The 12,016-nt window shown below is 45.6% G+C and carries 11 protein-coding genes and 1 tRNA gene; 11 read left to right on the top strand and 1 reads right to left on the bottom strand.

Going from position 1 to position 12,016, the window contains the following annotated elements:
* Nucleotides 1–171: 171 nt before the first annotated feature.
* The 9 genes from V7M78_RS13270 (at nucleotide 172) to V7M78_RS13230 (ending at nucleotide 8,531) form a co-directional block, all read left to right on the top strand.
* Nucleotides 172–243, top strand: a tRNA-Gln gene (locus V7M78_RS13270).
* Nucleotides 244–386: 143 nt separating this feature from the next.
* Nucleotides 387–1,112 (top strand): acyl-[acyl-carrier-protein] thioesterase, encoded by a 726-nt coding sequence (locus V7M78_RS13265; protein WP_333650289.1) that lies wholly within the window; start codon nucleotides 387–389, stop codon nucleotides 1,110–1,112.
* 1 nt (nucleotide 1,113) lies between these two features.
* On the top strand, nucleotides 1,114–1,953 hold the full coding sequence (locus V7M78_RS13260; RefSeq protein WP_333650287.1) for a CvfB family protein: 840 nt from the start codon (nucleotides 1,114–1,116) through the stop codon (nucleotides 1,951–1,953).
* 28 nt (nucleotides 1,954–1,981) lie between these two features.
* Entirely contained in the window at nucleotides 1,982–2,566 is a 585-nt protein-coding gene (locus V7M78_RS13255; RefSeq protein WP_333650285.1) for a class I SAM-dependent methyltransferase, read from the top strand.
* A gap of 322 nt (nucleotides 2,567–2,888) precedes the next feature.
* Nucleotides 2,889–4,001: an ABC transporter ATP-binding protein gene (locus V7M78_RS13250; RefSeq protein ID WP_333650283.1), complete on the top strand. Its 1,113-nt coding sequence runs from the start codon at nucleotides 2,889–2,891 to the stop codon at nucleotides 3,999–4,001.
* 194 nt (nucleotides 4,002–4,195) lie between these two features.
* Complete coding sequence (locus V7M78_RS13245; protein ID WP_333650281.1) at nucleotides 4,196–5,284, top strand: PucR family transcriptional regulator; 1,089 nt, start codon at nucleotides 4,196–4,198, stop codon at nucleotides 5,282–5,284.
* A gap of 230 nt (nucleotides 5,285–5,514) precedes the next feature.
* Nucleotides 5,515–6,201, top strand: coding sequence for a cell division ATP-binding protein FtsE (gene ftsE / locus V7M78_RS13240; protein ID WP_333650279.1), 687 nt, complete (start codon nucleotides 5,515–5,517; stop codon nucleotides 6,199–6,201).
* Nucleotides 6,191–7,099, top strand: a complete 909-nt coding sequence (gene ftsX / locus V7M78_RS13235) for a permease-like cell division protein FtsX (RefSeq protein WP_333650277.1) — start codon at nucleotides 6,191–6,193, stop codon at nucleotides 7,097–7,099. The genes ftsE and ftsX overlap by 11 nt, the downstream gene beginning before the upstream one ends.
* Nucleotides 7,100–7,232: 133 nt before the next feature.
* Entirely contained in the window at nucleotides 7,233–8,531 is a 1,299-nt protein-coding gene (locus V7M78_RS13230; RefSeq protein WP_333650275.1) for a S41 family peptidase, read from the top strand.
* Nucleotides 8,532–8,697: 166 nt separating this feature from the next.
* Here V7M78_RS13230 and V7M78_RS13225 read toward each other — a convergent pair whose 3' ends face one another.
* Nucleotides 8,698–9,549, bottom strand: a complete 852-nt coding sequence (locus tag V7M78_RS13225) for a helix-turn-helix transcriptional regulator (RefSeq protein ID WP_333650273.1) — start codon at nucleotides 9,547–9,549, stop codon at nucleotides 8,698–8,700.
* A gap of 123 nt (nucleotides 9,550–9,672) precedes the next feature.
* On the opposite strand from V7M78_RS13225, the gene V7M78_RS13220 reads away from it, so the two are divergent.
* Both V7M78_RS13220 and V7M78_RS13215 read left to right on the top strand, forming a co-directional pair.
* Entirely contained in the window at nucleotides 9,673–10,998 is a 1,326-nt protein-coding gene (locus tag V7M78_RS13220; RefSeq protein ID WP_333650271.1) for a lactate racemase domain-containing protein, read from the top strand.
* The gene (locus V7M78_RS13215; RefSeq protein WP_333650269.1) at nucleotides 10,995–11,975 is read left to right on the top strand and encodes a hydroxyacid dehydrogenase; all 981 of its coding nucleotides are present in this window, start codon (nucleotides 10,995–10,997) and stop codon (nucleotides 11,973–11,975) included. The genes V7M78_RS13220 and V7M78_RS13215 overlap by 4 nt, the downstream gene beginning before the upstream one ends.
* The last annotated feature ends 41 nt before the right edge of the window (nucleotides 11,976–12,016 follow it).

Here is a 12,016-nt window from a genome sequence, read left to right as displayed (position 1 = left end):
GTAAGGCAACGGACTCTGACTCCGTCATCTCAAGGTTCGAATCCTTGTAGCCCAGTTGCAAAAGTTTTGGTTTTCCGGGAAGGAAAACGGAAACTTTTTTCATTTCCAGGCACTGGAAAAAGTGCTTGACAATTTTTTAAGCGTCATATATAATTAATCTCGTTGTAGTGATGGGCTATCGCCAAACGGTAAGGCAACGGACTCTGACTCCGTCATCTCAAGGTTCGAATCCTTGTAGCCCAGGTTGAAAGCGGAACCTTTATGGGTTCCGTTTTTTGTGCGGAAAAAAATGTATCACCTTGGTTTTAAGGGGATTTCTCCGGTTTGTCTGGACAAGAACAGGAAAATGTTTTATAATGTTATTTAATTTTGATGAGAGGTGAGGCATGTATACGTTTGACAGCAGGGTCCGGTACAGTGAAATAGATGAGTATGGAAAACTGACCTTAACAGGTGTCATGAATTACCTTCAGGATTGTTCTACCTTCCAGTCTGAGGATGTGGGACTGGGAATATCTTATTTAAAGAATCGCAATGAGGCTTGGTGGCTTTCTTCCTGGCAGATATCGGTGAACCGCTATCCAGTTTACGGAGAAGAAATTGTAATCGGCACCTGGCCCTACGATTTTAAAGGTTTTTACGGCTACCGGAACTTTACCATACAGAGCCGGACCGGGGAATATTTAATCAAGGCTGATTCGGTGTGGTTTTTGTTTGATACGGAAAAGGGGCGCCCCATTAAGGTTCGTCCTGAAGATATCCGTGGATACGGAGCCGGAAGCGAGGAACGGCTGGATATGAATTATGCTCCCCGTAAGATTGAAGTGCCAAAGGATTACCAGGAGGCAGAGCCGGTTATCATTGGAAACCACCATATTGATACCAACCATCATGTCAACAACTCCAAATATGTGGAAATAGCCAGAGAGGTGCTTCCCAGCGAAATGGATGTGGCTGAACTGAGGGTTGAATATAAGAAGGCAGCAGTTTTTGGCGATATTGTTTATCCCCGCGTAAGCCGTACAGAGGAAGGATACATAGTTTCCTTGTGTGATGATCAGGAAAAGGCTTATGCAGTCGTTTGGCTGGGGGGAACAGCAGAGAGGATGTAAGATGATAGAATTAGGAAAGATGCAGACCCTGCTTGTGCAGAGGGTCAAGGAGTTCGGCGTGTATGTGGGCGAGGAGGCCGGCAGTGAGGCGTCTGTGCTTTTGCCGAAGAAGCAGGTGCCGGAGGGTGCAAAGCCAGGAGATGAAGTCACTGTGTTCATTTACAGGGATTCCGAGGACCGGCTGATTGCCACCTCAGCAGCCCCTCTGCTTCAGGTAGGGGAAATCGCTGTGCTGAACGTAAAGGATGTGGGCAAAATCGGTGCATTCCTGGATATGGGACTGGAAAAAGATCTTCTCCTCCCCTTTAAGGAGCAGACCCATAAGGTGCGTACCGGAGAAAAGGTATTGGTCGCTCTTTACGTGGATAAGAGCCAGCGCCTGGCGGCAACCATGAAAATCTATTCCTATTTAAGTGACCAGACGCCTTATAAAAAGGATGACCAGGTGAGCGGAATCATTTATGAAATTAACGATACCCTGGGAGCCTTTGTGGCGGTGGATAATAAATATTACGGATTGATTCCGAAAAAAGAGGTGTTTGAAAATTACCGGGAAGGCGATGAGATCACGGCCAGGGTCACCAAGGTGAGGGAGGACGGAAAGCTGGATTTAAGTCCCAGGCAGAAGGCCTACATTCAGATGGATGCGGATTCAGCCCAGGTCTTAGATGTGATGGAAAACCAGTTTGACGGCATCCTGCCCTTTACAGACAAGGCGGACCCGGAGATCATCAAACGGGAATTTGCCATGAGCAAGAACGCATTTAAGCGGGCTGTGGGACACCTTTTAAAAGAAGGAAAAATTAAAATAACAGAAAATAAAATCGAAAAGATCAAATAGCGGGTAAGCGGATAACAGGAGGATTGTTTTGGACTCGATAGACTATTATAATAAGTATGCGGCAAAGGAATTTGAAGAAACAGTGAATCAGGATATGTCGGCCATCATGAAGGAATTTCTGGACCTTCTGGAGGAAGGGGACACCATTCTGGATTTAGGCTGCGGCTCTGGAAGGGACAGTTTGTCCTTTTATGATCAGGGATATGATGTGACACCCCTTGATGCATCGGAAGAGATGTGCAAGCTGGCGGAAATCCATACCGGCCTGGATGTGCTTCAGATGACGTTCGAAGAGATGGATTTTGACAAAGTCTTTGATGGAATCTGGGCCTGTGCTTCACTGCTTCACACTCCGAAGAAGGAACTGTCTGACATTCTTAAAAAGATAGCAAGGGCCTTAAATGACAAGGGAATTCTTTACATGTCTTATAAGCTGGGAGATTTTGAGGGATTTCGGGGAAAGCGGTATTTCAGTGATTTTACAGCGGATTCCATCTCAGAAATTTTAAAGGACAGCGGACGTTTTGAAATCGTAAAGCTTTGGGAGACAGAGGATGTTCGTTCTGGTCATTCTGACGTTAAGTGGCTGAACGTTTTAGCAAGGAAAATATAAAATAGCATGAAAATATACAAGGCAGCGCGGAAGATTTCCGGGCTGCCTTGTGGTTTATGACCAAAAAAGTGAGGAAATATCACTGTCCTATCGAATATAGACAGAAATATCTGAGCCCTTCTCCTGATATTTTGGCGTTTCAGTCATTTTTTAAATTGGTTATACAAATTAGCCAAAAGGCCCAAAAGGATTTTGGTAATTAGCAATATGGTAAAAGAAAAATAATTCATGTATGATAATTTCAGAAACAGGACACCCCGGCAGATTTGCCGGCGGTACCGATGGAAGAACACACACTTAATTTTTAGGAGGATTAGTAAAGATGGCTAGTTTATCACTGAAAAACATCGTCAAGAAATACCCCAACGGATTTGAAGCAGTTAAGGATTTCAATCTGGATATTGCTGATAAAGAGTTCGTTATCTTCGTAGGACCATCCGGATGCGGTAAATCAACTACTCTTCGTATGATCGCAGGCCTGGAGGATATCTCTTCCGGTGAACTTTATATTGATGGAAAGTTAGTAAACGATGTAGAACCAAAGGACAGAGATATTGCAATGGTATTCCAGAACTATGCTTTGTATCCACATATGACAGTATTTGACAACATGGCATTTGGTCTGAAGCTTAGAAAGACCCCAAAGGATGAGATTGACAAGCTGGTTCACGAGGCAGCAAGAATCCTTGACTTAGAGCATTTATTAGACCGTAAGCCAAAGGCTTTGTCAGGCGGACAGAGACAGCGAGTTGCCATGGGACGTGCTATCGTGCGTGATCCCAAGGTGTTCTTAATGGATGAGCCTTTATCCAACTTAGATGCCAAGCTGAGAGGACAGATGCGTATTGAGATCTCCAAGCTGCATCAGAGACTTCAGGCAACCATTGTCTATGTAACTCATGACCAGACAGAGGCTATGACCCTTGGTACCAGAATCGTAGTTATGAAAGACGGTGTTATTCAGCAGGTAGATTCTCCTCAGAACTTATATGATAAGCCAGGCAACAAGTTCGTTGCAGGATTTATCGGAGCTCCTCAGATGAACTTGATTGATGCTACTGTTGCTAAGAGCGGAAATGACGTTACTTTGACCTTCGGAGGAAACACCATTGCTCTTCCGGAAGAAAAAGCTAAAAAATTAGAAGGCGCCGGATATGTTGGAAAGACTGTTGTTTTAGGAATCCGTCCGGAAGATTTACATGATGAAGAAGCTTTCCTCGAGTCTTCTCCTGCAAGCGTGATCAGCGCTACCATCAGAGTTTACGAGCTTTTGGGTGCAGAGGTTTACTTATACTTTGATGTAGAGGATACAAACTTTACAGCTAGAGTAAATCCCCGTACAACTGCAAGACCAGGCGATACCATTAAGCTGGCTCTTGACTTAAGCAAGGTTCATGTGTTTGATAAAGACACAGAGCAGGTGGTTTTAAACTAAATTTTATGAAAATTTAAGCAGGCGGGTATGATACCCGCTTGCTTTTTTTTAATTTTTGCTTTAATATATTATACAAAGAAGTTCGATTCGCCCATTGGCTCATCGAACGGCTGGTTTTCTGTGCTAATCCATCTTGTTTTTGAGAATTACGGAAAATCATGCCAAGGTAAATTTACGATAAAGGAGAATATGCCATGATTTCGAATCAGATACTTCAGACTACTATTGAAGGATTGAAAGGAATTACAAGAATTGATCTTTGCATTTGTGATACAGAAGGGAAGGTTTTGGCAACCACGTTTTCTGATGCAGAAGATTACGAAAGTTCAATCCTGGCGTTTGTGGATTCTCCGGCTGACAGCCAGGTGATCCAGGGATACCAGTTTTTTAAGGTGTTCGATGAACACCAGTTGGAATACATCCTTCTTGCCAAAGGAGGAAGCGATGATGTTTATATGGTAGGCAAACTGGCCGCTTTCCAGATACAGAGCCTGTTAGTTGCATATAAAGAGAGATTTGACAAGGATAACTTCATTAAGAACCTGCTGCTGGACAATCTGCTTTTGGTGGATATCTACAACAGGGCCAAGAAACTTCATATTGAAACCAATGTCAAAAGAGTGGTATTCATCATTGAAACCCAGCATGAAAAGGATGTCAATGCGCTGGAGACAGTACGCAACTTATTTGCTGCCAAAACCAAAGACTTTGTCACTGCCGTGGATGAGAAGAATATCATCCTGGTAAAGGAAGTGAGAGAGGGAGAAACCTACGACGATCTGGAGAAGACAGCCAATACTATTTTAGACATGCTCAATACAGAAGCCATGACTCAGGTTCATGTGGCTTTTGGAACCATTGTCAGTGAAATCAAAGAGGTTTCCAGATCTTATAAGGAAGCCAAGATGGCTATGGATGTAGGAAAGATCTTCTACACCGGAAAAAATGTGGTTGCTTACAGCAAGCTGGGAATTGGACGTCTGATCTATCAGCTTCCATTGCCCTTATGCCGTATGTTCATCAAGGAAATTTTCGATGGAAAATCACCGGATGATTTCGATGAGGAGACTCTGACCACGATCAACAAGTTTTTCGAAAACAGCTTAAACGTATCCGAGACCTCCAGACAGCTTTATATCCACAGAAATACTCTTGTATACCGTCTGGACAAGCTTCAGAAGAGTACAGGATTGGATCTGCGTGTATTTGAGGATGCCATTACCTTTAAGATTGCCCTTATGGTAGTAAAGTACATGAAATATATGGAGAACCAGGACTATTAACGTTAGCGTAGCAATGAGCAGTGCGAAAAAAGGCAGTAATACAGCCGCGTTGTGCTTGCACAAAAGCGGCTGTATGGCTGACTTTTTTCATAGGGCGAAGCCCGTAAACCGAGATGGAGCGAAGCGGAATCGAGGTTCCACTGCGGACTAACCGCCCGCCCCATCAAGCTCATCTTTTACCCCTAAAACAAACACAAAAGCCCGTTTTACACCCCCACCAGAGGAAAGACATGATTGAATTTTGGAATGTAAGCAAAACATATGAAGCCGGAAACAAAGCCCTGCGCAACATCAGCATGACCATTCAGGACGGTGAATTCGTATTTATCATCGGCCGAAGCGGTTCAGGCAAGTCCACGCTCTTAAAAATGCTGTTAAAAGAAGTAGAGCCCACTTCCGGAAAAATCGTAGTAAATGATATGAATCTCGGCAAGATGCCAAGAAAATTTATTCCTAAATACCGCCGGAAGCTTGGAATGATTTTCCAGGACTTCCGTCTTTTAAAGGACAGGAATGTTTATGAAAACGTAGCCTTTGCCCAAAGGGTAATCGGCGCCTCCACAAAGAGTATCAAAGAATCAGTTCCTGCCATGCTGAAGATGGTAGGGCTTTCTTCAAAATACAAATTTTTCCCTCAGCAGCTTTCCGGCGGAGAGCAGCAGAGAGTTGCCATTGCAAGAGCCCTGATCAACCGTCCTGAAATTCTTTTGGCTGACGAGCCCACGGGAAACTTAGATGGCCAAAACTCCATGGAAATTATGAAGCTCTTAAATGAGATTAATAAGCTGGGAACAACAGTAATTGTAGTCACCCACAGCCAGGAAATTGTGGATAGGATGAAGAAACGGGTCATTGTGATGGACCGGGGAACCATCGTAAGCGACGAACAAAAAGGCGGTTATACATATGAGAATTAGTACGTTTTGGTATTGTCTGAAGCAAGGTGTCAATAATATATGCAGGAACATTCTGTTTTCCCTGGCCTCCATTGCGACAGTTGCTGCCTGCATTTTTTTGTTCTGTTTGTTTTTTTCCATTGTAATCAACGTTCAGTATGTAATTAAAAATACAGAGAGCACCGTTGGAGTCACAGTGTTTTTCAACGAAGGGCTGGATCAAAATACGATCACGGAAATCGGCAACAAAATCAAGGCCAGAGAAGAAGTAAAGGAAGTGAGGTTCACTTCGGCTGAGGATGCCTGGGAAGAGGCAAAGCAGGAATACTTCGGCGACTTGCAGGAGCTTGCGGAAGGGTTTGAAGAGGATAACCCTCTTGCCAATTCATCTTCTTATACTGTATTTTTAAAAGACTTAGTAGAGCAGGATCAATTAGTCCAGTGGATACAGAACCTTGAAGGGGTCAGAAAAATCAATTATTCAAAAACAGCAGCAGAAGGAATGAACAGTCTAAATAAGGTAATTGGAATTCTTTCCATGCTGATTATCGGCGTCCTGCTGGCAGTGGCTATTTTCCTGATCAGCAACACCATTTCCGTGGCTGCGGCCTTCCGGAAAAATGAGAATCAGATTATGAAGCTGATTGGAGCCACCAACTATATGATCCGGGCTCCCTTTGTGGTAGAAGGCGTTATCATCGGCCTGGTGGGAGCTTCTATCCCTCTTGTTGCCATTTACTTCCTGTACCGCTCTTCGGTTGAGTATATTGTGACTCGTTTCAGCATTTTATCGGGACTTTTTCAGTTCCTTCCGGTGGAAGCCATCTATCCCTATATGGCGGCAACTGCCTTGTCTCTCGGCCTTGGAATCGGCTTTTTTGTAAGCTTCTTCACCATCCGAAAGCATTTGAAGGTATAAAAGACCGTATCAGACATCTGGAAGCAGCCGTAAAAACGTATAATACGGCTGCTATGGGGAATATTAATGATATATGGTTCTGTCTATCCGGTGATATACGTCAGCCCATGAAGAGACAGATAGGAGAGTAACAGTGGAAAATAAAAATAAATTTTGGAAGGGTGCCCTAGTCGGGGCGCTTTTAACCACTTTGGCAGGTCTTGTTATTGTGGGCATGTCTTTGGGGATTTTTTTGATTGGAAGAACAGCCATAGATGGAGGCGGACAGACCGCTGAATCCGGACGCGCACAAAATCAAGAAGGAAGCCTGGACTTAAAGCGGATTTCAGAAAAGATCCAGACCATTCAGGGAGTCATCGATAAGTATTACCTTTTTGATGAAGATAAGGCAAAGGTAGAGGACTGGATATACAAAGGGATGCTTTATGGATTGGAAGATCCCTATACGGTTTACTACAATGCAGAAGAATATAATAAACTGATGGAGGACACTTCCGGAGAATACTGCGGAATTGGTGTCATGGTCAGCCAGAGCGCGGAAACCGGGGTCATTACGGTCACCAAGGTCTTTGAAGGCACCCCGGGTGCGGAAGCGGGAATGCTTCCCGGAGATATCATTTACAAGGTGGGCGATGAGGAAGTGACCGGCATGGATTTGGAGCTGGTGGTAAAGGACCATATCAAGGGAGAAGAAGGAACCACTGTCATAGTCACTGTTCTGCGTCAGGAGACGGGGGAATATGTGGATATGAAAATGCAGCGTCGTCAGATTACGGTTCCCACAGTAGAGCATAAGATGCTGGAAAACAAGGTGGGATACATTTCCGTCAGCCAGTTTGATACGGTTACAGCAGGCCAGTTTAAAGAGGCTATAGCAGATCTGGAAAAGCAGGGTATGGAGAAAATGATCGTAGACTTGAGAAACAACCCGGGAGGGGTTGTGGATGCGGTCGTTTCCATGGTGGATTATATCCTTCCCGATGATTTGGTCATTGAAGGAGACCCCAATCTTGTGAAAACAAAGAAAGATAAAACTCTCTTGCTTTATATGGCGGATAAGAACGGAGAAGGGGAGCAGTATTACGCTTCCGACGGCCATAAGGTAGATGTGCCCATGGCAGTTTTGGTCAACGGACAGTCAGCCAGTGCATCGGAAGTTTTTTCCGGCGCATTAAAAGCCTATGACAAGGCAGAGCTGGTGGGAACGAAGACCTTTGGAAAGGGAATTGTTCAGACCTTATTCCCTCTTGATCAGGGAACTGCCATTAAAATGACGGTAGCTCATTACTATACTCCCAGCGGCCTGGACCTTCACGGAAAGGGTTTGGAACCGGATGTGGAAGTGGAGCTTAATGAGGAATTAAAAACAAAGATTAAAATTGAGCCTGAGGAAGATAATCAGCTTCAGGAAGCTATAAAAGCGTTGAATTAAATGACATTTTTTCAATAGATGGAGCGGGATTCATATCAGAATCCCGCTCCATTCTTGCATTTAGAGCAGTTTTGATTGCTAATTCTATCGCATACTGTGTTTGGATATACGAAATAAGCCTCCGTATCACCGATCTGTTTATTCTCTTCTATGTGCCGTAAATTTGTCAGGCAGACGGATCGCGAAGGGGAAATTCGAATATCCCTGTGGGCGTATTGCTGTTATGTACTACATTGACAGTAACAGGCTGGCTGCCACGGCTAAGATACTCCGACGGGGTTATGCCGGTTAATTGATGAAACACCCGGCTAAAATAATGTACGCTGCTAAAACCCAGCTGCTCCGCAGCTTCCGTTACATTGCAGTCTGAAAAGAGCAGCATATCTTTGGCCTTGTTAATTTTCTGCAGGTTAATATAATGACGGGGTGTACAGCCCATGGTTTTTTTAAAAAAAGAAGAAAAGTAATTTTCGTGGTAGCCGCAGGCTGCCGCCAACTCTGTCACTGACAAATCCGGTTGTATTGCAATCAGATCCAGAGCTTTTTTCAGCTTGCTGTTTCGCCCTACATCCACGGGTGGAGAAGGCGGCGTGGCAGACTCTGTCCGATTTAAAAGAAGCAGCAGCTCGTACATCCGCAGACTTGCAAGTTCAGCACTGCCAGCCTGCTGCAGAACTGCCTCCTCCAGCAGATTTTTTAGAAGCATCTGCCGGTAATCTCCGATCCAGGGTACAAAAAGAGGAAATTGTGCTGCCGGCTTTGCCAAGGGCCCCTCGCAGGTAAATTTTATATTCAGGCTACAGGAAAAATCCAGACTGTGGATAGAATGTTCTGTTCCCGGTGGCAGCATGGCAAGCCCGCCGGGGGGGACAACAAAATCTGTCTCGGCAGTATGGATACGGACGTGCCCCGCCAGACCCAACAGATAGTGAAAAAAAGAATGGATGTGGGGTTCTATGTACTGACCGGGTTTCTTTTTGTCACGAACCACCCGGTGAACGATTACGTTGCTTTCCAAAAAGCATCACCTCACATTCAACTTATCATATATCTGAGAAAAGTGCAAATAAAAGCTGTATTTTTAAAAAGACAATCCCCCGTTTCTGAAGTAAAATGATGGAAAAGAGAGGAGGTATTGTTTTTGGAAAATCCGAACCACAGCTTTAAGGACTATAGTGTAATTGAGGGGCTGCTGAAAGAGGTTCCCATCCCGCCTATGTTTAAAATTCGGCAGCACTTTGATGACACCTGCCTGACCGACATAGCTGGCGAGGTACACCGCCAGCTGGAGAACAAGGCACTGGAGAAGTTACTTCACCCGGGAATGCGTATCTGTCTTACAGGGTCAAGCCGCGGTATCCCCAATATGAATGTTGTGCTGCGAGAGGCAGTCTCCTACTTAAAACGCCTGGGCTGCCGGCCTTTTATCGTCCCTGCCATGGGCAGCCACGGAGGGGCTACTGCCGAGGGTCAGCGGCTGGTCCTTTCTGGCTATGGTATTACAGAAGAATTTTGCGGCTGCCCCATCTATTCCTCCATGGAGACTGTGAAACTGGGGGAAGTGGAAGAGGAGGGAAAGCGTTTCCCGGTCTACATTGACAAGATAGCTTTTGAGGCAGATGGCATCGTGGCGGTCAATCGTATTAAACCCCACAGCGCTTTTCGGGGAACCTACGAGTCAGGATTAACCAAAATGCTTTGCATTGGTATTGGCAATCAGGAAGGTGCGGACAGCCTTCACCGAGACGGCTTTGGCGTGTTTAAAACCCGCATTCCCCTCTTTGGAAATTTTGTCCGCACCCATGCTAAGGTACTTTTCGGTATTGGGGTGATTGAAAATGCCTACGACCAAACCTGCAAAATTGCAGTGCTAAACAACGAGGAAATCCCGGTGGAAGAGCCAGAATTGCTGAAGTACGCCAAAAGTCTGATGCCCCGTATCTTGGTGGATGAAACTGATGTCATGGTGGTGAAAGAAATCGGAAAGGACTTTTCCGGCAGTGGCATGGACCCCAATATCACCGGAACCTGGTCCACTCCCTATGGCGGCGGCGGGTTAAAGCACCAACGCACCGCAGTATTGGATTTGACTGATGCTTCTCACGGAAACGGAATGGGAATTGGTCAGGCTGATACCACCACCCTACGCTTTTATGAGAAGTTCAATTTTCTGGAGACCTATCCCAATGCCCTAACCTCCACGGTCTTTTGGCCCATTAAACTGGCCATGGTGCTGCGGGACGACAAGATGGCCATTCAAGGGGCTATCAAAACTTGCAACCACATTGACCTGGAAAATCCCAGAATTGTGTTGATACGCAACACATTGACTATGGGCGAGCTGTATCTTTCCAAAGCATATTGGGAGGTTGCTCAAAACACACCCGGTATCGAAATTGTTGAAGAACCAAAAGAACTGCCCTTTGACGAAAAGGGAAATTTATTGATATGGGAGGAAGAAAAATGAAAACCATCATGACACAGCCTCTTTGTAAAGAGGGATATGATAAATTTAGCCAATCAGGAGAAATCTGGGTTGCCAATTCCGGCAATCCCGCAGAGTATCTGGAGGAGCTTGCCACCGCAGACGCTCTGGTTATCCGCATCGGACACCTAAACGCACAGGAGCTGGAACAGGCACCTAACCTGAAAGTGGTGGGGCGCTCTGGGATAGGTTTTGACAGCGTGGATGTGGCGGCCGCCACTGCACGGGGTATTCCGGTGGTTATCGCCCCACATTGCAACGCAGATTCGGTAGCAGAGCACACTTTGGCACTGATACTGGGGCTGGCCTCTAATCTGGTGGAATGCCATAACGAAGCGCTGTGCGGAAATTTTGAAATCCGTAATTGCGGCCGCCAGTTTGAGCTGTTGGATAAAACTGTAGGTATTGTGGGATTTGGTGATATTGGTCAGCGGGTTGGACGGCTGTGCGCTGCCTTTGGGATGAAGCTGATTGCCTACGATCCTTTTATTACTGAGGAAAAGGCTGCAGAGCATGGTGCGCAGCTCTATCCAACGCTGGAGCATCTGCTGAAAGCGGCGGACGTGGTAACCATCCACACGCCTTTAAAGCCTGACACAAAAGACCTCATTGGCAAAGAGCAGCTTGCTCATATGAAACCCTCGGCCATATTGATAAACTGTGCCCGTGGCGGCATTGTGGACGAGGCGGCATTAATTGAGGCGCTTAATAATGACATTATCGCTGGGGCGGGTATCGATACACCCATAGAAGAACCCACAAAACTCGGGAATTCTCTGTTTGCGGCCAAGCATCTCATTTTTTCTCCCCACAGCGCTGCTCAGACAAAAGAGGCTACGATCCGTGCAGCCACTATGTGTGCCGACGGCTGTTTGGCTGTTCTGCGGGGTGAACAGTGGCCCGGTGTAGCAAATCCAGGGGTTTACAGCCACCCTAAATGGAGCGGCAAAGCTAATTAGGATATATTTAATTATGCGCACGAGTACCCTGCGACAAAAGT

This window comes from Lacrimispora sp. (genome assembly GCF_036758025.1).
Taxonomy (GTDB): domain Bacteria; phylum Bacillota; class Clostridia; order Lachnospirales; family Lachnospiraceae; genus Lacrimispora.
Note: the sequence above shows the minus strand (reverse complement) of the source record. Positions and strands in the feature narration are given on the sequence as shown.

What these genes read in the sequence shown, in the direction of transcription:
- V7M78_RS13265 (WP_333650289.1), top strand. Translation starts at nt 387, where the DNA reads ATGTATACGTTTGACAGCAGGGTCCGGTACAGTGAAATAGATGAGTAT.
- V7M78_RS13245 (WP_333650281.1), top strand. Translation starts at nt 4,196, where the DNA reads ATGATTTCGAATCAGATACTTCAGACTACTATTGAAGGATTGAAAGGA.
- V7M78_RS13215 (WP_333650269.1), top strand. Translation starts at nt 10,995, where the DNA reads ATGAAAACCATCATGACACAGCCTCTTTGTAAAGAGGGATATGATAAA.
- ftsX (WP_333650277.1), top strand. Translation starts at nt 6,191, where the DNA reads ATGAGAATTAGTACGTTTTGGTATTGTCTGAAGCAAGGTGTCAATAAT.
- V7M78_RS13260 (WP_333650287.1), top strand. Translation starts at nt 1,114, where the DNA reads ATGATAGAATTAGGAAAGATGCAGACCCTGCTTGTGCAGAGGGTCAAG.
- ftsE (WP_333650279.1), top strand. Translation starts at nt 5,515, where the DNA reads ATGATTGAATTTTGGAATGTAAGCAAAACATATGAAGCCGGAAACAAA.
- V7M78_RS13250 (WP_333650283.1), top strand. Translation starts at nt 2,889, where the DNA reads ATGGCTAGTTTATCACTGAAAAACATCGTCAAGAAATACCCCAACGGA.